18 protein-coding genes are annotated in these 20,844 nt (G+C 71.4%); 13 read left to right on the forward strand and 5 right to left on the reverse strand.

Translation table 11 applies throughout. The features are described from left to right. Positions 1-133: 133 nt before the first annotated feature. The 3 genes from ACFZB9_RS29725 to ACFZB9_RS29735 are packed head-to-tail and all read right to left on the reverse strand — an operon-like array spanning position 134 to position 2,792. Complete coding sequence (locus ACFZB9_RS29725; protein WP_391452254.1) at positions 134-778, reverse strand: response regulator; 645 nt, start codon at positions 776-778, stop codon at positions 134-136. Then, positions 718-2,046 carry a histidine kinase gene (locus tag ACFZB9_RS29730; RefSeq protein WP_391452255.1) on the reverse strand — a complete coding sequence of 443 codons (1,329 nt, stop codon included), beginning with the start codon at positions 2,044-2,046 and terminating at the stop codon, positions 718-720. The genes ACFZB9_RS29725 and ACFZB9_RS29730 overlap by 61 nt, the downstream gene beginning before the upstream one ends. After that, positions 2,043-2,792 (reverse strand): CPBP family intramembrane glutamic endopeptidase, encoded by a 750-nt coding sequence (locus ACFZB9_RS29735; RefSeq protein ID WP_391452257.1) that lies wholly within the window; start codon positions 2,790-2,792, stop codon positions 2,043-2,045. The genes ACFZB9_RS29730 and ACFZB9_RS29735 overlap by 4 nt, the downstream gene beginning before the upstream one ends. A gap of 355 nt (positions 2,793-3,147) precedes the next feature. On the opposite strand from ACFZB9_RS29735, the gene ACFZB9_RS29740 reads away from it, so the two are divergent. The 12 genes from ACFZB9_RS29740 to ACFZB9_RS29795 all read left to right on the forward strand — a co-directional run bounded on the left by ACFZB9_RS29740 (position 3,148) and on the right by ACFZB9_RS29795 (position 16,618). Beyond that, complete coding sequence (locus tag ACFZB9_RS29740) at positions 3,148-3,876, forward strand: WXG100 family type VII secretion target (RefSeq protein WP_391452259.1); 729 nt, start codon at positions 3,148-3,150, stop codon at positions 3,874-3,876. Further along, positions 3,873-7,610 carry an RHS repeat-associated core domain-containing protein gene (locus ACFZB9_RS29745; protein WP_391452261.1) on the forward strand — a complete coding sequence of 1,246 codons (3,738 nt, stop codon included), beginning with the start codon at positions 3,873-3,875 and terminating at the stop codon, positions 7,608-7,610. Before ACFZB9_RS29740 ends, ACFZB9_RS29745 begins: the two co-directional genes overlap by 4 nt. Continuing rightward, a complete protein-coding gene (locus tag ACFZB9_RS29750; RefSeq protein WP_391452263.1) occupies positions 7,610-7,894 on the forward strand; it encodes a hypothetical protein in 285 nt (94 codons plus the stop codon). Before ACFZB9_RS29745 ends, ACFZB9_RS29750 begins: the two co-directional genes overlap by 1 nt. Positions 7,895-8,068: 174 nt before the next feature. After that, positions 8,069-8,956 (forward strand): LLM class flavin-dependent oxidoreductase, encoded by an 888-nt coding sequence (locus ACFZB9_RS29755; RefSeq protein ID WP_391452265.1) that lies wholly within the window; start codon positions 8,069-8,071, stop codon positions 8,954-8,956. Between the two features lie 325 nt (positions 8,957-9,281). Then, a complete protein-coding gene (locus tag ACFZB9_RS29760; protein WP_391452267.1) occupies positions 9,282-10,016 on the forward strand; it encodes a hypothetical protein in 735 nt (244 codons plus the stop codon). After that, positions 10,009-10,896, forward strand: coding sequence for a hypothetical protein (locus ACFZB9_RS29765; protein ID WP_391452269.1), 888 nt, complete (start codon positions 10,009-10,011; stop codon positions 10,894-10,896). The genes ACFZB9_RS29760 and ACFZB9_RS29765 overlap by 8 nt, the downstream gene beginning before the upstream one ends. After that, positions 10,893-11,738 carry a hypothetical protein gene (locus tag ACFZB9_RS29770; RefSeq protein ID WP_391452271.1) on the forward strand — a complete coding sequence of 282 codons (846 nt, stop codon included), beginning with the start codon at positions 10,893-10,895 and terminating at the stop codon, positions 11,736-11,738. The genes ACFZB9_RS29765 and ACFZB9_RS29770 overlap by 4 nt, the downstream gene beginning before the upstream one ends. Then, on the forward strand, positions 11,735-12,832 hold the full coding sequence (locus tag ACFZB9_RS29775) for a hypothetical protein (protein ID WP_391452273.1): 1,098 nt from the start codon (positions 11,735-11,737) through the stop codon (positions 12,830-12,832). The genes ACFZB9_RS29770 and ACFZB9_RS29775 overlap by 4 nt, the downstream gene beginning before the upstream one ends. Before the next feature lie 147 nt (positions 12,833-12,979). Continuing rightward, entirely contained in the window at positions 12,980-13,975 is a 996-nt protein-coding gene (locus ACFZB9_RS29780) for an ABC transporter ATP-binding protein (RefSeq protein ID WP_391452275.1), read from the forward strand. After that, positions 13,972-14,883 carry an ABC transporter permease gene (locus ACFZB9_RS29785; protein WP_391452277.1) on the forward strand — a complete coding sequence of 304 codons (912 nt, stop codon included), beginning with the start codon at positions 13,972-13,974 and terminating at the stop codon, positions 14,881-14,883. The genes ACFZB9_RS29780 and ACFZB9_RS29785 overlap by 4 nt, the downstream gene beginning before the upstream one ends. Positions 14,884-14,892: 9 nt before the next feature. Further along, on the forward strand, positions 14,893-15,813 hold the full coding sequence (locus ACFZB9_RS29790) for an ABC transporter ATP-binding protein (RefSeq protein ID WP_391452279.1): 921 nt from the start codon (positions 14,893-14,895) through the stop codon (positions 15,811-15,813). Positions 15,814-15,901: 88 nt separating this feature from the next. Beyond that, positions 15,902-16,618: an ABC transporter permease gene (locus tag ACFZB9_RS29795; RefSeq protein WP_391452281.1), complete on the forward strand. Its 717-nt coding sequence runs from the start codon at positions 15,902-15,904 to the stop codon at positions 16,616-16,618. A gap of 85 nt (positions 16,619-16,703) precedes the next feature. Here ACFZB9_RS29795 and ACFZB9_RS29800 read toward each other — a convergent pair whose 3' ends face one another. Further along, entirely contained in the window at positions 16,704-17,972 is a 1,269-nt protein-coding gene (locus ACFZB9_RS29800) for a CynX/NimT family MFS transporter (protein ID WP_391452283.1), read from the reverse strand. Positions 17,973-18,052: 80 nt separating this feature from the next. Next, a complete protein-coding gene (locus ACFZB9_RS29805) occupies positions 18,053-18,793 on the reverse strand; it encodes a FadR/GntR family transcriptional regulator (RefSeq protein WP_391452285.1) in 741 nt (246 codons plus the stop codon). A gap of 321 nt (positions 18,794-19,114) precedes the next feature. On the opposite strand from ACFZB9_RS29805, the gene ACFZB9_RS29810 reads away from it, so the two are divergent. Then, a complete protein-coding gene (locus ACFZB9_RS29810) occupies positions 19,115-20,830 on the forward strand; it encodes an LCP family protein (RefSeq protein WP_391452287.1) in 1,716 nt (571 codons plus the stop codon). Positions 20,831-20,844 lie beyond the last annotated feature (14 nt).

Consider the following 20,844-nt stretch of genomic DNA (forward strand, 5'->3'; position numbering starts at 1 on the left):
GTACGGTGCCCCGGAGCGGCACGAGTGCTGAGACAGTGTCATGAGTCGGCCAAGAACTCACGGCGGAACGCGGGGAGATTTCGCGGAAACCTTCCGTCGGCGGCGGATCCCGCGGTGGATCCCGCGGTGGCGTTCAGCGGTTGAGGTAGGCCAGCACGGCGAGCACCCGGCGGTTGTCGTCGTCGGAGGGCGGCAGCCCCAGCTTGTCGAAGATGGCGCCGGTGTGCTTGGTCACGGCGCTCATCGTGACGCCCAGCCGCTGGCTGATCGCCGCGTTCGAGCGGCCCTCCGCCATGAGTTCGAGGACTTCGCGCTCCCGCGGGCTGAGTTCGGCGGTGCGGCCCCGGGCATCGCCGCGCGTCAGGAGCTTGGAGATGACGTACGGGTCCATCACCGTGCCCCCGGCGGCGACCCGGGTGACCGCGTCGACGAACTGACCGATGTTCGAGACCCGGTCCTTGAGCAGATAGCCGACCGCGCCGGCCTCGTCGGCCAGCAGCTCGCGGGCGTAGAGCTGTTCGACGTACTGCGAGAGCACCAGCACCGGCAGGCCGGGCGTGCGGCGGCGCGCTTCGAGGGCGACCTGCAGCCCTTCGTCGGTGTAGGAGGGCGGCAGCCGTACGTCGACGACCGCGATGTCCGGCCGGTGGTCGATCAGGGCCTTGCGCAGCGAAGGGCCGTTGTCCACGGCCGCCACGACCTCGAAGCCGTGCTCGATCAGCGTGCGGACCAGTCCGTCTCGCAGGATGAAGAGGTCTTCGGCGAGGACAACGCGCATGGGATCTCCAGGAGGATGCCGGTCGGGCCGCCGCGCGGGCTGGCCACGGTCAGGGTGCCGTCGAAGGCGGCCAGTCGGCGCCCGACGCCGCGCAGGCCGGTACCGAGGGCGGGATCGGCGCCACCTTGGCCGTCGTCGGTGACCTCGACGGTCAGCGCGCCGTCCCGGTGGCCTATGACGATGTCCACCCGGCTCGCGCCGCTGTGCTTGGCCGCGTTGGCGAGCAGCTCGCTGACCGCGAAGTACGCGGCGGACTCGATCGGCGCGGCCGGCCGCCCTGCCAGCTGCGCCCGCACCTCGACGTCCAGCAGGGCGTCGAGCGCGAGTGCGCGGACGGCGTCGGCGATCCCGCGGTCGGCGAGGACGGGCGGATGGATGCCGCGCACCAGGTTCCGCATCTCCTCCAGCGCCTTTGACGACGCCTCACGGGCGGAGACCACCAGCGCCCGGGCCGCCTCGGGATCGGCGCCGATCAGGTCTTCGGCGTTGCCCAGGCTCATCCCCACGGCGACCAGGCGGGCCTGCGCGCCGTCGTGCAGGTCGCGCTCGATCCGGCGCAGCTCCGCGGCCTGGGTGTCCACGGCATCGGCACGGGTGTCGGCGAGCTGGGTGACGCGCTGGTGCAGCCGCGCGGAGCGGGACGGCGCCAGCAGCAGCGCGGTCCACCGGGCGTGCAGCCGCAGCACCGGCGGCCCGGCGAACAGGCCGGTGGCGATCAGGGCGAGACCGATGGGGACGGCGGCGAGCGCGGTCGCGGTGGAGTGCACGTGGACGGCGGTGTACCAGTTGCTGCCGCCGGCCCGGTCGATCGGCTGCCAGACGAAGGGCTGGACGAAGGCCCCGAAGACGCCGTACCCGATCAGCGCCGCGGGCGCCGCCGCGAGCCCTCCCCCGATGCAGGGGTCGGTCATCGACCAGCACAGGTCCCGCAGGGTGGCCGGATCGTTCAACAGCGCCCGGCTGTACTGGATCCGGCCGCGGAGCCCGGCCCGGGGCGGCGGCAGGGGACGGTAGGGCGCGGGGATCACCGGACCGCCGAAGCGCCCGGCCCGGGCGCGTGCCGTCGCGGCCACCTCGCGCAGCCGGTGGAGGGCGGGCGGCAGCAGGTAGAAGCCGATGCCGGAGCCCAGCAGCAGACTGGCCGCGGCGATCGCGAACGCCACCGTGGCCTCGACGAACGCCAGGCCGGAGAGCAGCAGGCCGTGGCCCGGCGCGGCCAGGCGGGCGCGCCAGTCGTCGCCGGCGACCCGGTTCGCGGAACTCTTCACCGGGACATCCTCCGGTATCGGCCCGCGACCTGGTGAACCGAGATCGCGGCGAGGACCGAACCACCGGCGAGTATCACCATGTTGACCAGACTCCCCTGTTCACAGTCGAGCAGCGTCAGCGTGCCCAGGTTCAGCAGCCAGTGGAAGGCACCGGCGACCAGCAGTGCCCCGGCGCCAGCGCCCCCGATGAGCTCGCCCATGACGACGGAGACCGCCACCGTCATCACCAGGAACGCGGTCACGAACGCGAGGCCGAACGCGTAGTACTGCACGTGCCAGGTCCCCCACAGCACGCCGACGACGGCTGCCGACAGCACGCGGGGCAGCCGCGTCTCCAGGTGGCGCTGCAGGAAGACCCGCCAGCCCAGCTCCTCGCCGCACGCGCCGAGGAGCTGAAGCGCGGCGATCAGCCAGAAGGGATGGGCGAACGACCCGGGACCCGCCAGGTGAACCGGTCGGCCCGCCAGGGGCAGAGCACCGAGGCAGAGCGCGAACACCGCGCCCAGCAGGCCGGCCCCCACGCCGACGCGGGCGAGCACCGACCGGGTCACCCGCAGCGACACCACCGGGGCGGGCGCGGGCCGGTACGGTTCCGTCCGGGTCTTCCGGCGGCGGGCCGCCAGGACCACCAGCACCCCGATGCTCGGCCCGAACTGGGGCAGCATCAGGAGCTGAGGGTCGAGGTGGACGACCGGCTGGAGCGCCAGCAGGGCGCCGGCGCCGAGCCAGGTCGCGATCGTGAACACGGCGGTCGTCCGCCAGAAGCGGGACCGCGGCACGGCCCCGGTCGTGGCAACGCCCCGCGCTGCCTGCATGGTCCCGGACAATGTGCCCCCCTCGTCGAATGCCCTGATCGGCACCTCTGACGATGCCGCAGGCCCGCGCCCGGCACCCTGCGGCTACCTCCACGTGCGCAGGTGCACTTTTGTCCACCTTCCTCGCCGTCCACCTTCCTCCCCGTCCACCTTCCTCCCCGGCCACCCTCCTCGCCGTCCACCTCCTCACGTGGCACTCCGATTGTGTGAAGGTCGGCAAAGCCCTTCGCCCTGTCACCGTCCTGGACTAGCGTCTGCTTCGCACATGTGACTGGACGGGGGAAACATGGCGATCGAACTACCCGGCGAAGTCGTCTCGATGCTCCAGTTCATCGGGGTGAACTGGCCGAACGTGAACGAGGACAAGGTCCGCGAGATGGCCTCCCACATCCGTGAGTTCGCGGACAGCGTGGACGGCACGCACCAGAAGGCGACGGCCACGGTCAACCAGATGGCCGCCAGCTACCAGGGCGCCTCCTACGAGACGCTGGTGGCGAACTGGGCGAAGCTGTCGTCCACCCACATGACCGACCTGGTGAACGCCTGCCACGCGGTGGCGACGGCGCTGGACGCCGCGGCCGACACGATCGTGGCGATGAAGTGGCAGGCGATCGGTGAACTCGGCGGGCTGGCCGTGACGTTCGCGGCCGACCAGGCGGCCTCGGTGATGACGCTGGGGCTGGCGGAGGCCGGCATGGCGCTGATCGTCGAAGGCGCGGAGCACATCACCGACTACCTGGAGCAGCAGCTCGAGCAGTACATCATCGGCGAGGTGATCGAGGCCGCGATCGGTCCGCTGGTGGACATCGTGAGCAAGGCGGTCAGCGGCTTCGCCTTCGAGGCGCTCGAAGGCGTGCTGGGCGTCTCGGGCAGCGCCGGACCTGGCGGCAGCGGCTTCATGATCGACCCGAAGGCGCTGGAGGACCACGCCGACACCGTGACCTCGCACGCCCAGGAGGTCGAGGGCCACGCCCAACTGCTGAAGGGCCGGCTGACGGGGGTGGACTTCACATGAGCAACCGGATCGTCAAAGCGCTGGAGGACGGCGCCAAGCGGCTGGGCAAGACGCTGGCCGAGGACGCGAGCAAGACGGTCAAGGACTTCTACCACTCGGCCGGCTCCAAGCTGAAGACCGTGGCCAAGCGCACCGCGGACGCGGACGCCGAGCACGAGTCGGCGCTGAAGAAGATCATGGGCGACGCCAAGCACGACGAACCGCACGAGCCGCACCTGCCGGGCGAGGGCGGTGGCCGCTCCAAGCCGGGGGACGAGGGCGCCGGTCGCCGGCAGGCGGCGAACCCGCGCGAGGCCGGCCGCAAGGAGGACGCGGTCTGCCCGGGCGGTGAGCCCGTCGACATGGCCACCGGGCGGATGTTCATCGACCAGGTGGACGCCTCGCTGCCCGGCTCGCTGCCGCTGCTCTTCACCCGCAACTTCGAGTCCGGCTACCAGGCCGGGCGCTGGATGGGCCGCCGCTGGGTCTGCACCTTCGACGAGCGCCTGGAGATCGACGCCGAGGGCGTGGTCCACATCGGCGCCGACCGCCGCACCCAGGCCTACCCCCACCCCGAACCGGGCGATCCGGTCCAGGCGAGCGCGGGCGAGCGCCGCGACCTGGCACTCGCCCCCGGCGGCTACACCCTCACCGACCGCGCCACCGGCCTGATCCGCGAGTTCACCCTCGAACCCGGCGGTACCGAGGCCCTGCTCACCCGGGTCCGGGACCGCTCCGGCCGCCACTACGACCTCGCCTACGACCTCGACGGCGTCCCGCAGTCCATCACCCACTCCGGCGGCTACCGCCTCCTGGTCACCGTCGACAACGACCGCATCACCGCCCTGCGCCTGGCCGCCGCCGGCCCGGACGGCCACGACGCCCTCCTGCTGCGCTACGGCTACACCGGCGGCCACCTGACCAGCGTCTACAACTCCTCCGGCAAGCCCATGCGCTTCGCCAACGACGCCGGCGGCCGCATCCTCTCCTGGACCGACCGCAACGACTCCCAGTACCTCTACGTCTACGACCACCTCGACCGCGTCATCGACGAGGGCGGCGCCGACGGCTCCCTCAAGTTCCGCTTCACCTATGGCGATCCGGACCCGGTCACCGGTCTCAAGACCCACACCGAGACCAACGCCCTGGGCCACACCACCACGTACACCGTCAACGAACACGCTCAGATCACCGCCGTCACCGACCCCCTCGGCCACACCACCCACTACGAACGCGACGCCTACGACCGCCTGTTGGCCGAGACCGACCCCCTGGGCCGCACCACCCGCTACGACTACGACGGCGCTGGCGACCTGATCACGGTCACCCGCCCCGACGGCGAGCAGGTGACGGTGGCGTACACGGCCGGGTTGAGCCTGCCTGCAGAGATCACCGAACCAGGGCGCGGGACCTGGCGATTCAGTTACGACGAAGCCGGGAGCCGCACCGAGGCGACCGATCCGCTCGGCGCCGTCACTCGCTACGGCTACGACGAACTCGGCCACCTCGCATCCCTCACCGATGCGCTCGGAAACACCACAGTGGTGTCCTGCGACCCGGCCGGGCTGCCGGCGGCTGTCACCGATCCGACGGGAGCAGTCACCCGCTACGAGCGCGACGCCTTCGGTCGCACCACAGCGGTGATCGATCCGCTCGGCTCAGCCACACGCATGACCTGGACCGTGGAGGGCTACCCGGCCACGCGTACCGCTGCGGACGGCAGCACCGAGTCGTGGACCCACGACGGTGAGGGGAACCAGCTCAGTCACACCGACGAGATCGGCCAGGTCACCACTTTCGAGTACACCCACTTCGAGACCCTCGCGGCGAGGACCACTCCTGACGGTGCCCGTGTCGCCTTCACCCACGACGCCGATATGCAGTTGGTCGCTGTCACCAACGCGCTCGGCCAGCGCTGGACCTACGCCTACGACGCGGCCGGACGGCTCACCGGAGAGACCGACTTCGGGGGCCGGAGCATCGCCTACGAGCTGGACGCGGCCGGGCAGACCCTGTCGATCACCAACCCCTTGGGACAGGTCAGCCGCTACAGGTACGACAGGTCGGGGCGTCCGGTGGCCAAGGACGCCGACGGTCGCACGACCACCTACGCCTACAACCCCGCAGGACTGCTCGTCCGGGCCACCAGCCCCGACGCCGACTTGATCCGTACGGTCGACGCCCTGGGGAACCTGCTCACCGAGACCGTCAACGGGCTTACCCTCAGGGTTGGTTACGACGCCCTTTCGCGCCGCACCCGACGCACAACCCCGGGCGGCCACACCAGCGACTGGGCCTACGACCAGGCCGGCCGGCCCGCTGTGCTCGCCACCACGTCCGGCGCCATCGACTTCAGCTACGACGCTGCCGGCCGCGAGCAGCAGCGCACCGTTGCCGAGCACTTCACCCTTGCCAGCGTCTGGGACGACCGCGACCGCCTCACCACCCAGACCCTGCGGGGGCGCCACGGGGTTCTGCACCGGCGTGCCTACGGCTATCGGGCGGATGGCAGCCTCACCAAGGTTGAGGACCAGCTCGCCGGAGGCCGCACGTTCGAGCTCGACCGGGCCGGTCGGGTGACCTCGGTACGCGCCGCCGACTGGACCGAGTCCTACGCGTACGACCTGGCAGGCAACCTGAGTTCTGCCGACTGGCCCGCCACCGGCGCCACCCGGTCCGCCCTCGGTACCCGCACGTACACCGGCACCCGGCTCGCCACTGCCGGCCGCGTCCGCTACGAGCACGACGCTGCCGGCCGCATCACCCTCCGCCAGGTCACCCGCCTCTCCCGCAAACCCGACACCTGGCGCTACACCTGGGACGCTGAGGACCGCCTCACGGAGGTCACAACTCCTGACGGCACCCGCTGGCGTTACCGGTACGACCCGTTCGACCGCCGCATCGCCAAGCAGCGGCTGGCCGAGGACGGCACCACCGTTCTGGAGCGGACCGACTTCACGTGGGATGGCGTGACCCTCGCCGAGCAGACCACGCATGCCCCGTACCTCCCGGGCCCGCACACGCTCAGCTGGGACCACCAGGCCTTCCAACCGCTGGCACAGAGCGAGACGATCACCACCCAGGACCAGACCGATCGCCGGTTCTTCGCGATCGTCACCGACCTGGTCGGCACCCCCACCGAACTCGTCGACCCCGCCACCGGCACCATCGCCTGGCGCACCACGCCGACCCTCTGGGGCCACACAACCTGGCCGAGCGACAGCAGCACTTACACCCCGCTCCGCTTCCCCGGGCAGTACTTCGATCCCGAAACCCGGCTCCATTACAACCTCCACCGCTATTACGACCCGGAGGCCGCCCGCTACACCAGCCCCGATCCGCTCGGCCTGGCCCCCGACCCCAACCCGGATACCTACGTTCACAACCCCCACACCTGGGCCGACCCGCTCGGGCTGTCGCCGCACAATGACGGAAAGCCCGAAGAGGAGGAAGAACCCCCGACAATTCGCATGCGGCACTACACGAACAGTGCCGGCAAGCGCGGAATCATGGCATCGGGTGAAGTTCGGGCCAGCGATCAGAACAAGGTGTTCATGGTCCCGGCGAAGGGGAAGCCCTGGAGCCCCACCGATGCAGAAGCCAAGCTGGGCATCGGGCGGGGGCGAGGACGGCACGTGCTCGAATTCGACGTCCCAGCCGACCGGATCACCAAGGAGTACAATCCGACAATGGGAATCCACGAATGGACCGCGACGGGCAACCTCAAGGTTTCCAACATCAGGGCGGTGCGTTGATGACCGAGTCGGTACCCGGCGAAGGAACGGTGGAGATCCCGCTGGCCGATATGGTGAACGCGGTTCGGGACCTCAACGAGTACGTCGTGTCGCTCGACCGCATCCTGTCGCGGATCGGGACCGGCGGAAAGAGCCCGGAAATCCTGTTGCAGTACATCGTCGACCGGAACGTGCTGCGGCGGATCGCTGACCTCAGGACAGTTGTCTGTGACGCTCTGGAGGACCGGATCGGCGAGGAAGCCGTGGACGAGATCGCGGATGGGGCGTATTTCTACACGGACTGACGATCCGGAACACCGACCGGACCGATCGTCGTAGGTGTCGACCGTCACCTCGTCGACCAGCGCGGCGAGTCCTCGCTTGCTCAACGTGCTCATGGCATTACGCCGGCCGAGCCCGGGGCGTGTTCCGCAAGTGGTCCGAAAGTCCCCCGGCATTTCGCGCGTAGGGTCAGGGGCATGCGACTGAGCACCGTGATCCTCCCCATCCACCGCTGGTCCGAGGGTCAGAAGATCTGGCAGCAGGCCGAGGACCTCGGCTTCCATGCCGCGTACACCTATGACCACCTCTCCTGGCGGTCCTTCCGCGACGAGCCGTGGTTCGGGGCGGTCCCGACCCTGACCGCGGCCGCGACCGCCACCAGCCGGATCCGGTTGGGCACGCTCGTGACCTCGCCCAACTTCCGTCACCCGGTCACCCTGGCGAAGGAGCTGCTGACCGTCGACGACATCTCGGGCGGCCGGCTGACGGTGGGGATCGGGGCCGGCGGAATGGGGTTCGACGCGACGGCGATGGGGCAGGAGGCGTGGTCGGGCAAGGAGCGGGCCGACCGGTTCGGGGAGTTCCTGCCGCTGTTGGACGAGCTGCTCACCGAGGACGCGACCACCAGTGAGGGCCGGTACTACTCGGCGGTCGAGGCGCGCAACATCCCCGGCTGCGTGCAGCGGCCCCGGGTGCCCTTCTACGTGGCGGCGACCGGGCCGCGAGGGCTGCGGCTGGCGGCGGAGTACGGGCAGGGCTGGGTGACGTACGGCGACCCGCGCGGGCCCGGCGACGTGCCGGTGGAGCAGGCGCCCGCGGTGATCGAGGCGCAGCTGGCCAAGCTGCGGGCCGCCTGCGAGGCGCGGGGGCGGGATGTGGCCGAGCTGGAGAAGGTGCTGCTGCAGGGGTCCACGGCGGAGCGGCCGCTCGGATCGCTGGACGCGTTCGTGGACTGGGCGGGGACGTACCAGGAGATCGGCATCACCGAGCTGGTGATCCACTGGCCGGTGCCGGACTCGATCTTCGCGAGCGACTTCGCCGTCTTCGAGCGGATCGCCACCGAGGGCCTGGCCCAGCTCGGCTGAACCAGGGGAGCGTCGTGGGAGCGCCGAGGGGAGCGCCGAGGGGGACGCGGGTGGGCGAACGGTTGCGGTTCGATCACGACGTGTCTGATTGGTGAAGTTATGAGGGGAGAGGCGTGGATTGTCGCGTTGAGGCAGTCCACGCCGAACTCTCATAATTCCTGGTGCCTGACGGTGCTTCACTCCTTGGGGGAGTCTTTTGTCCGCGCCCGAAAACGCCACTGATCACGAGTCAGCAGGCACACCACCCGTGGCCGAACTCGCGCCGGCAGGGGCGTCGGAACCGGCGGCGGAGGTTCCCGCTGCGGCTCGCCGACGGCCTCGGGCGGTGGCCGTCACGCTGGCCACCCTCGGCCTGCTCGTGGTGACCGCGGCCAGTGCCACCGTCACCGTGGCGGTCGGCAGGCCCGACCACCCGCACTCCCGGGCGGCCGCGGCCGGCGCGAGCTCCGCCCCGAGCCCGGATCCGGACGCCGGTCCGGGGCCGAGCGCCAGCCCGACCCCGGTGCCGCTGCCCACCGTCACCCTCGCCCCGGCGCCCACCAGCACGCTGCACGGCACGGTCAACGGTGCGACGCACGGCGGTGACCTGCGGTTCTTCCTGCTGCCGATCCCCGACGGCGGCGAGTCGTACGGCTCGCCGGACGGCGTCGCGGTCAGCATGGACGACCTGGCCAAGGAGTACGCGAACGCTGCCGGGCTCAAGGCCGTCCTGGACTCCTACGGCTACCAGGAGGCGGTCTACCGCGACTACCGCACCGCCGACGGGAAGGCGGAGGTGACGGCCCGGTTGATGCGCTTCTCCTCGGCCGACAACGCCAAGGCCTTTCTGCAGGGCGCCAGTTACGGCGACGGCCAGGCGACGGGCGTGGACGGCGACAGCGAGGCCCGGGGCTTTGTCTTCAAGCCGGAGCAGCAGGCGTACACCGGTGGCCTGGTCGGCGTCAGCTGTGTCGGCGACGTCGAGTACGAGGTGAAGGTCTCGGTGAAGGGCGATCCGGACAAGGCGCTGCTCGCCGATGTGATGAAGCGTCAGCGCGATCGGCTGGTCACCGGTGGCTGAGCCCGGGGACCTCAGCGGTCCGCCCCCGACCCCCGTTCCCACCGCGCTGGAGCCCGCCCTGAGCACCCCCGCCCCCGAGCCCGCCGACGCCTCTCCCGCTGCCGCGCCTGACGAGGCGATCGCCGGGCCGATCGCCGGGCCGATCGCCGGGCCGATGGCCGATCCGGCGGACGAGCCCTCCCCCGCCCGTCGCCCGCGGACCGCGCTGCTGCTGGTCGCTGCCCTGCTGCTCGGCCCGCTGCTGGGCGGCGGCATCGGCTACGCGGTCCAGCAGTACCGCCCGCCGACGCCGCTGCCCGCCCTGCTGCCGGCGGCGGCCCCCGCCTACCCGGCGGCCCACCTCAGCCTCCAGGACTCGGCGGCGATCGCCCCCCGGCCGCTGGCCATCGACGGCGATCTCCGTCCGCTGCTGCTGCCCAAGCCGGGCGACGCCCAGGACTGGGACGACTTCGGCCTCGCGGACGCCGGGGACTGGGAGAGCATCAGCGAACTCGCCATGGAGACCTCCCACTCGGCTGACAACTTCGCGCAGCTGGCCACCAACGGATTCCGTCGGGCGGCGGTCAACTCCTGGCAGAAGGACGGCGTGAAGTACCGGGTCCAACTGATCCAGTACTTCACCGACAAGTCCTACTCGGCGCTGGCGGCCATGAGTTCGCTGCGCTTCACCGGCACGGCGTTCGGCGGTGGCATGGAGGGTAGCTACGAGGCCCCCGCAAAGCAGCAGACCTATGCCGACACCACCATGTCCTTCTACCACGGTCGCGCGGTGACCCGGCGAGGCGATGTGGTGGTGAGCGTGGAGGCGTTCGGTGACGCCCAGGTGAGTGCGGACGTGGTCAGGGATCTGGCCAAGCAGCAGTGGGAGCGGCTGGCGTGAGCGACCTCGACAATCTCCGGACGGCCCCGGAGGCTCCGACCCCGGAAGCCCTGGTCGACCCGCCCGTCCCCGCAACCCCACCCACCGCCCCACCCGCAACCCCGCGCGCCCGCTTCGTGCTGCGCGCGACGGCCGCCGTGGCCGCCGCGGTGCTCGTCGGTGCGGGCATCGGGGTCGCCGTCATCAAGGTCAGGTACGACGACGCGCCCGCCCCGGTCGCCGCCGCCCCGGCCGGCGCGGCAGCAGCGCCCAGCCCGAACGCGTCACCGAACTACGGTGCCTGGTCGAACGGTTCGCACTTCGGCTCGCTGCGCGATCTGCTGCTGCCGTTGCCGATCGGCTACCAACTGGGCCCGGACGAAGGCGACTACGGCGACGACACCAGCCTGACGCCGGACCAGCTCAACTCCTACCTGGACGAGCGGGTCAAGGATCTGCCCAAGGAGAAGCGCGACCAGGTGAAGGCGGCCCTGCGCGCCGAGGGCCGCAAGGGCGCGGGCGTGCGCAGCTACCTTTCCGCGGACGGGAAGATGGTCGCGACGCTCTGGCTCGACCAGTTCAACCAGCACGCGGTGGAGGCGGAGAACGCCGTCATGGGGGCGCTCTCGGACACCGGAGTGTTCCGCCAGGGGCCTTCCGTGCCGGGGTACTCGGACGCGCACTGCTTCCTGCCGCCGCTCGACCCCGGTGCGCCGCTCGACGACCTGGAGTGCACCGCCGGCGTCGGCGACCTGCTGGTGAGCATGCACGTCGAAGGAGTCGCGCCGCTTCCGAAGAGCGAGGCCGTGTCCATCTTCCGTCAGCAGCTGGAGCGGCTGGCCATTCCCGGAGCATCCGCATGACCGAGCAGAGCACCACTCCTGAGCCCGCCCCCGCAGACCCCGACCTCGCCGACCCCACTCCCACCGACCCCGCCCCCGCGGACCCCGACCCCGCCGAGCCCTGGACACCCCCCACCCAGTTCGCCATCGACCCGCTCGCCGCCACCGAGGCCCCGCGCCGCCGCCCCGGGCGGGCCACGGTGCTGCGCTGGAGCGCGGCCGCGCTGCTCCTGCTGTCCGGCGCCACCGGCACGGCCTTCGCGGTCATGGCACCGCAGCGCACCGACATCCCCGGCCTGGCCACCCCGGGCGACGGCCGCTACACCTTCGCCGCGCTGTCGCTGCCTCGGCTGCCGGCCGGCATGCCGTCCCCGGCCGCCCCGCAGGCGCACCAGCGGCACTACGCGGATCTGAGCCGGCTCCTGTTGCCGGCCCCGAAGGAGGCCGTCTCGGTCGAGGGCACGGGCCCGACCCGCAACAGCCCCGCCCCGAGCCAGAGTCCGACCGCCGCCGCGAGCCCCACCACCACGGCGAGCCCGTCCGGCGTCGCCAACATCGCGGACATCTCGCCGGCCCCGAGCACGCCGGCCCCGAGCACGTCGGCCCCGAGCACCCCCGCCCCGAGCACGCTGGCCCCGAGCACACCTGCCCCGAGCACGCCCACCACCCCCGCCCCCGTCACGACCTCCTGCGCCGACTACGCCAAGCTCCACGACGACGCCGCCAACCTGCCGACCCTGCTCACCACCAACGCCTGCCGCGCCGCCGCCACCCGCGTCTGGACCGCCAAGGACGGCACCCGCACCGAGATCTGGCTGCTCCGGTTCGGCTCGTCGAGCGAGGGCGACACCTTCTACGGGGCGCTGAACGACGGCGGCAGCCCGAAGGCGATCCCGCACGCGGTCTCCGCGAGCGACCTGCCGGTGAGCGGCAGCGTCGTCTCCAACGACTGCGTCCGGACCGCGCCCCGGCAGGGTTCGCAGGCGCCGACCGGTGAGATCGCCTACCTGGAGGCGGGCGACGTCGTGGTCACCGTGCTGATGACCAATCCGCACGGCGTGCCCGAGCAGGCCTTCCGTCAAGTGGCGGGCCTGCAGGCGGACCTGCTCGAATAGCGCGCCCGACGGCGAGTCAGCAGCGGACGGGCCGGTCGGCAGCGGACGACCCCTAGGGGTCGTCCGCACCCCGGTCATCCCGCAGCACGAGGGACCTCTGACCTCCAGCCAGCTCCCAGGGCGCACCCCGCAGGCTAAGTTCGGACTGTGTCCACCTCGACCCCAGTCATCAGAACGGACGCCCTCACCAAGCGGTTCCCCGCCGTCACCGCGCTCGATCAGCTCACCGTAGAGGTGCAGCCGGGCGTTGTGGGGCTTGTGGGGTCCAACGGGGCGGGCAAGTCCACACTCATCAAGATCCTGCTCGGGCTCGCCCCGGCCACCTCGGGCAGCGGCGAAGTGCTCGGCCTCAACGTCGCCACCCAGGGATCGGAGATCCGCGAGCGGGTCGGCTACATGCCGGAGCACGACTGCCTGCCACCGGACGTGTCCGCCACCGAGTTCGTCGTCCACATGGCCCGGATGTCCGGGCTGCCGGCCACCGCCGCCCGCGAGCGGACGGCCGACGTGCTGCGCCACGTCGGCCTGTACGAGGAGCGCTACCGGCCGATCGGCGGCTACTCCACCGGCATGAAGCAGCGCGTGAAGCTGGCCCAGGCCCTGGTCCACGACCCGCGCCTGGTGCTGCTGGACGAGCCGACCAACGGCCTCGACCCGGCCGGCCGGGACGAGATGCTCGGGCTGATCCGCCGGGTGCACAGCGACTTCGGCATCTCGGTGCTGGTCACCACCCACCTGCTCGGTGAGCTGGAGCGCACCTGCGACCACCTGGTGGTGATCGACGGCGGCAAGCTGCTGCGCTCCTCCTCCACGGCCTCCTTCACCGAGGCGACCCAGCTGCTCGCGGTGGAGGTGACGGACAACGCCGAGGGCACCGCCGACGCGGACGTCCGGCAGCGGCTGACCGCCGCCGGGCTGACCGTCACCGCCGACTCCGCGCACATCCTGCTGGTCGAGATAGCGGGCGACGACACCTACGACCTGATCCGTGACACGGTCGCCGACCTCGGCCTCGGTCTGGTCCGCCTGGAGCAGCGCCGCCACCGTGTCTCCGAGATCTTCACCGGGGAACAGCCCGAGTCGGAGCCGGCCTCCGGACGCGGCCCCGACACCCTCACCGAGCCGGCCGGGGAGCACCGATGACCACGCAGTCCGACGTCCCACTCCCGCCGGCCCGGGCCGGCGCCACCGACGGCGTCATCCACAACATCGGCTACCGCGGCTACCAGGGCCCCAGGCTCGGCCGCAGCTACGCCACCCGCTCGCTCTTCGTGCAGGGGCTGCGCGGTGCCTTCGGTCTGGGCCGGTCGGCCAAGTCCAAGGTGCTGCCGATGCTGATGCTGGCGGGCGCCACACTGCCGGCCGCCATGGTGGTGGTCCTGGCGTTGATCCGCAAGAGTGACCAGCTGACCACCGACTACCCGCACTACCTCAGCGGGGTCGGCCTGCTCTTCTTCGAGATCTTCGTGGCGTCCCAGGCGCCGGTGCTGCTCTCGCGCGACCTGCGCTACGTGACCGTTCCGCTGTACTTCTCCCGCCCGATCACCCGCGGCGACTACGTGCGGGCCAAGTGCGCGGCGATGGTGGCCGCGACGCTGGTCGTCACCGTGCTGCCGCTGCTGGTGCTCTACGTGGGCGCGCTGCTCGGCGGGATGGACTTCGCGCACAACACCGAGCACTTCGGCATCGGACTGCTGGCGGCGCTGCTCTACTCGCTGGTCTTCTCCGCGATCGGCCTGGTGATCGCGGCGGCCACGCCCCGGCGCGGCTTCGGTGTGGCGGCGATCATGGGCGTGCTGCTCGTCTCCGAGGCGGTGGCGTCCGTCCTCGCCCATCTGCACGGCGGCCCGGAGGACGCCTCCAACGCCTGGCCCTACGTGCTCGGGCCCAGCTCGCTGGTGGAGCGTTTCGTCAACCGGATCTTCAGCCTGCCGACGGACGTCCCGACCACCACCCCCGGTGCGGTCGGTGCGGTGGTCTTCGGCCTGGAGATCGTCGTCCTCGTGGTCAGCGCCTATGCGCTGCTGCTGCGCCGCTACCGGAAGATCTGAGGGGTCGTCATGGCTGTCATCACCATCGACAAGGTCTCCCGCTGGTTCGGCAACGTGGTCGCCGTCAACGACATCTCGATGTCGATCGGCCCCGGGGTGACCGGCCTGCTCGGGCCCAACGGGGCCGGCAAGTCCACGCTGATCCACATGATGAGCGGCTTCCTCGCTCCCTCGGCCGGCACCGTCACGCTGGACGGCGCGCCGATCTGGCGCAACCAGGAGGTCTACCGGGCGATCGGCCTGGTGCCGGAACGGGAGTCGATGTACGACTACCTGACCGGCTGGGAGTTCGTGCTCGCCAACGCCGAACTGCACGGCCTGTCCGACCCCGGCGCGGCCGCGACCAGGGCGCTCGCCCTGGTGGAGATGGAGCACGCGCAGGAGCGCCGTACCGGGACGTACTCCAAGGGCATGAAGCAGCGGGTCAAGATGGCCTCCGCACTGGTCCACGACCCCTCGGTGCTGCTGCTCGACGAGCCGTTCAACGGCATGGACCCGCGCCAGCGGCTCCAGCTGATGGAGCTGCTGAGCCGGTTCGGCGCCGAGGGGCGCACGGTGCTCTTCTCCTCGCACATCCTGGAGGAGGTCGAGCAACTGGCCCGGCACATCGAGGTGGTGGTGGCCGGACGGCACGCCGCCTCGGGCGACTTCCGCAAGATCCGCCGGCTGATGACGGACCGTCCGCACCGCTATCTGGTGCGCTCCAGCGACGACCGGCGCCTGGCGGCGGCACTGATCGCCGACGGGTCCACGGCCGGGATCGAACTGGACTGGCAGGAGCGGGCGCTGCGGATCCAGGCGATCAACTTCCAGGGCTTCACCACCCTGCTGCCCAGGGTGGCCAAGGAGGCCGGCATCCGGCTCTTCACCGTCTCCCCGGCGGACGAGTCCCTGGAGAGCGTCTTCTCCTACCTGGTCGGTTCCCGATGACCAACCGTTCCTTGCCCCACCGTTCCCTGCCCCACCGTTCCTTGCCCCACCGGGCCCTGCCCAGCTCCGCCGTAGAAAGGCTGACACCGTGAACCTGACCGTGGCGCGGCTGACCGTACGCGGTCTGCTCGGCAGGCGGCGGGGCATCCTGCTGCTGGTCGTCCCGGTGCTGCTGTTGCTGCTGTCCGTGGTGGCGAGCAACTCCAGTGCCGACAAGCACGACATCGCCGTCAACATCGTGGGCAAGCTGGGCCTGGGGACGCTCGTCCCGCTGCTCGGGCTGGTGGTGGGCACCGGCGTGATCTCCACCGAGATCGACGACGGCTCGATCGTCTACCTGCTCTCCAAGCCGCTGCCGCGGTGGCGGATCATCACCACCAAGCTCGCCGTCGCCGTCGTCACCACCTGGCTCTTCACCGCGATCCCGGTCCTCGTCGCTGGGCTGGTCATCAACGGGACGAACGACGGGCTGGCGGTCGGCTACGCGGTGGGCACCCTGGTGGCGGGCGCCGCGTACAGCGCGCTCTTCCTGCTGCTCGGCGTGGTCACCCGCAACGCGGTGGTGGTGGGCCTGGCCTACGCGCTGATCTGGGAGAGCCTGATCGGCAACTTCGTCGACGGCGCCAAGACGCTGAGCATCCAGCAGTGGGGGCTGGCCATCGCCAAGAGCGTCGCCGCCCCGGACGCGATCAGCGCCCAGGTCGGCCTCGGCGCGGCCATCCCGCTGCTGCTGGTCGTCATCGTGGGGGCCACCGCCTTCGCCGCGGTCCGGCTGGCCGGCCTGACCTTCAACTCGGGCGACTGATCACCCGACGAGCCGACGAACCGCCCACGCAGAAGGGGTGGGGCCGCGACCCGCGCAGCCCCACCCCTTCCGCATGCCCGACGGGCTACAGCGTCCGGTCCCGTCCCGCGCCCCACCCCGCGACGGCCGCCGCCCCGGCGAGCACCAGCAGCACCACCAGCACCGCCGTCCAGCTGCCGGTCAGCTGGTGCAGCGCGCCGCCGCCCACCGGGCCGATGGCGGCGATCAGATAGCCGACCGCCTGCGACATCCCGCCCAGCTGTGCGGCCCCGGCGGCACTGCCGGTGCGCAGCACGATGAACGCCAGCGCCAGGCCCAGCGAGCCGCCCTGCGCCAGGCCCAGCACCGCGGCCGAGACCCAGGCCCCGGACACCGGGGCGATCAGCAGTCCGGCCACGCCCAGTGCGTTCAGCCCGGCCATCGCCACCGCGAGCCAGCGCTGGCTGCGCAGCCGGCCCGCCAGCAGCGGCACCACGAAGGCGCCGGCCACCTGCACCAGGTTGCTGAACGCGAAGACCAGGCCGGCCTGGTCCCGGCTCATCCCGTGGTCGGCCAGGATCGTGGGCATCCAGGCGACCAGTGTGTAGACCATCAGCGAGGAGATGCCCATGAACAGGCTGATCTGCCAGGCCAGCGGCAGTCGCCAACAGTGCTCGATCGCCTTGGCTGCGATCGGCTTCTCCGCCACCGGCCGCGCCTGAGCGGTGGCGAGCGGCGCGACCTGCGCGGCCCGCTCCTGACGGGCCCGCAGCACCTGCGGCAGCCAGGCCACCGCGGCGATCAGCGCCAGCAGCGACCAGGAGCCGAGCGAGGCCCGCCACCCGCCGCCCAGCGCGTGCTCCAGCGGTACCGAGCTGCCGGCCGCCAGCGTGGCGCCGACCAGCATGGTGGTCGAGTACACCCCGGTCATGGTCGCCGCCCGGTCCGGGAACTCGCGCTTGACCAGGCCGGGCATCGAGACGTTGAGCACCGCGATCGCCACCCCGATCACCACGCAGCCCGCGAACAGCGCGACCACCGAGGGCAGCACCCGCAGCAGCACGCCCGCGCCCAGCAGCAGCACCGCCCCGAGCACCACCCGCTCGGTGCCGAACCGCCGGGTCAGCCGCGGGGTGAGCGGTGCGCCCACGCCCTGGAAGAGCACCGGCACGGTGGTGATCAGTCCGCTCACGGTGGCCGACAGGCCGAAGGTGCGCTGGACCTCGCCCACCATCGGCGAGATCGCGGCCAGACAGGCCCGCATGTTCAGCGCGACCAGCACGATCCCGGTCAGCAGCAGCGCCGGGTGGGCGAGCTTGGTACGGACACGGACGGCCGAAGTGGGCAGCGACTGCTGAACCCGGGTGACGGACATGGTGGTGCCATTTCTAGGGAAAAGGGAGTGGCAGGGGGAAGCCGGGGGCGCGCTGTGGTGGCGCACCGGGGGGCTTCCTACTACTTGCGTGCCGCGAACTCCGCGAGCAGCTGCTCGACCGCCGCGATGGGCTCCAGGAGCAGCGCGCGACAGGCGGCCTCGGCCCGGTCGGGGTCGCCGCCGGCGATGGCGTCGACCAGCGCCGCGTGGGTGGCCACGACCACCTCGGGCATCTCGTGGTCGCCGAACGCGGTGCGCATCGCCTCGCGGACCGAGGCGCCGAAGTAGCGGTAGACCTCGGTCAGCGCGGGATTGTGGGCGGCCTCGACGACCGCGGTGTGGAACTCCAGGTCGTGCTCGACGGTGGCCTCGCGGCCGACCCGCTCGGTGTGCGCGGCGATCACCTCGGCCTCCCGGGCGAGCGCGGCCCGCATCCGGTCGAGGTCCTCGGGGGTGTGCCGCACGGCGGCCAGCCGGGCCGCCTCGGCCTCCAGCGCCGCCCGGACCTCCAGCACGTCGCGCACGCCGGAGCGCTGCACGCCGCGCAGCACGGCGGCGGGGTCGCTGGTGCTGCGCACGAAGGTGCCCTCACCCTGGCGGGTGGCCAGCATCCCCGCGTGCACCAGCACCCGGATCGCCTCGCGCACGGTGTTGCGGCCGACCTGGAGCCGCTCGGCCAGCTCGTGCTCGGTGGGGATCCGCTCGCCCACGGCCCAGACGCCGGCCGCGAGCTGCTCCCGGAGCTGCTCGATCGCGACGTCCACCAGGGAGCGCCGACCGGCGGCCCGCAGGCTGTCGCCGTTGCCGTTCTCGCTGCTCACCTGCCACCTCCGATCACGCGCCGTGCTTGCCCGGTCATCCTACAACCTCTTGCCCGGTCATCCTACAACTGACCCCGCGTCGGGCGTGTCGCGACTCCGGTGCATGCTTGCGCAATCCTGCAAGCCAAAGCCCAGGTCAAGACTCCCCCGTGACTTCGTGATGATGGCTTTATATGCTCCGCTGAATAGCTCAATGTGTCGGTATGGGATGAGAGCGGAGCCACAGGGCATCGCGGCACGTCCCCGAGGGCGCTGGCGTTGCCTCTACAGAGGTCTAGACCGCAGGTAGGGCTCTGTCAGTGGCCGGTGGAGGGTGTACGAATGTCAGGCCAGAGGGCGGGTGCGTCGAGCCACGACGCGCCGAAACCGCATCCCACCGACGCCTCCGACCAGCCGCGCCCCGGCGGCCGGGCCGAGGCGCGCCGCGCCCAGGGTCGGGCCCAGGGCCGGTCTCAGGGCGCAGCGCAGGGCCGGGCGCAGAACCGGGCCGCGGGTCGAGGCCGCCGCAAGCCGGGCAGGCCGACGAGCAAGAAGAAGATCATCGCCTGGACCGCCGCCTCCGCGGTCGTCCTGCTCGCGGCCGGCACCGGCGCGGTGTACATGAAGCTGAACGGCAACATCAAGAGCTTCGACAAGGCCGGCATCGCGACCGACCGACCGCCGGAGGCCACCGCCGACGCCAACGGCAACAAGCCGGTCAACGTCCTGCTGATCGGGTCCGACTCGCGCGGCGCCGGCAACAACAGCCTCGGCGGTGGCGGCGACGACGGCGCCCGCTCGGACACCACGATCCTGCTGCACGTCTACGCCGACCACAAGCACGCCGTCGGCATCTCGATACCGCGCGACTCGCTGGTCGAGATCCCCTCCTGCCTGGTCAACGGCAAGTGGACCAAGCCGCAGCCGGAGACCATGTTCAACGCCGCCTTCTCGATGGGGAACACGGACACCGGCAACCCGGCCTGCACGCAGAACACCGTCGAGAAGCTGACCGGGATGCGGGTGGACCACACCCTGGTGGTCGACTTCAACGGTTTCGCCTCGATGACCAGTGCGGTCGGCGGCGTCCAGGTCTGCGTGCCGAACGCGGTCTACGAGGGCGACCTCAACCCCAACCTGGGCCACAAGGGCAAGCAGATCTTCACCAAGGGCGTGCAGAGCGTGGCCGGGCAGCAGGCGCTGGACTACGTCCGGGTGCGGCACGGCATCGGCGACGGCTCGGACATCGGCCGGATGCAGCGTCAGCAGGCCTTCCTCTCCGCGCTGATCAAGAAGGTCAAGGGCGAGGGGATGAACCCCACCACCCTGCTGCCGCTGGCCGACGCCGCCACCAAGTCGCTGACCGTCGACCCCGGCCTCGGTTCGGCCGAGAAGTTGCTCAGTTTCGGGCTGTCGATGAAGAACATCGACTTGAAGGACATCAAGTTCATCACCGTGCCGTGGCGCTTCGAGGGCCCCCGGGTGGCCTGGGTGCAGCCGGACGCCGACCACCTCTGGGCCGCTCTGAAGGCCGACCGCACCCTGGACGGCCAGGACGCCAGCGGTCAGCACCCCGACGCCCCGGCCTCCGGCGGTCCCAGCCCCTCGACCCCGCCCGCCGCCGGCAGCCAGCCGCCGAGCGCCGCCGCGCCCGGGGACGTGAACGGCGCCGGTGCCAGGGTCATGGTCTACAACGGCACCACCACCAAGGGCCTGACCACCTCGGCCGCGGCCAAGCTCAAGGACGCCAGGTTCACCGTGGCCGGCGCCGCCAACGCGGCCACCCAGGACCACGACACCACGGTGATCGAGTACGGCCCGAGCCAGGCCAAGGCCGCCCAGACGCTGGCGCAGCTCTTCCCGGGCGCGACCCTGCAGAAGAGCGGCACCGCCGCGCTGAACCTGATCCTGGGCAAGGACTACGCGGCGGCGAACGGTGGCGCCGCCGGTGCTTCCGCTGCCCCCGGCAGCGCGGTCCCGGCCCCGCTGCCGTCCAGCATCAGCGACAACGCCCGGTCGGCCGACGACGACCCGTGCTCCAACCTCACGTACAACTGACCGGGGTGACGGCT

Source organism: Kitasatospora sp. NPDC008050, from assembly GCF_042957465.1.
GTDB lineage: Bacteria > Actinomycetota > Actinomycetes > Streptomycetales > Streptomycetaceae > Kitasatospora.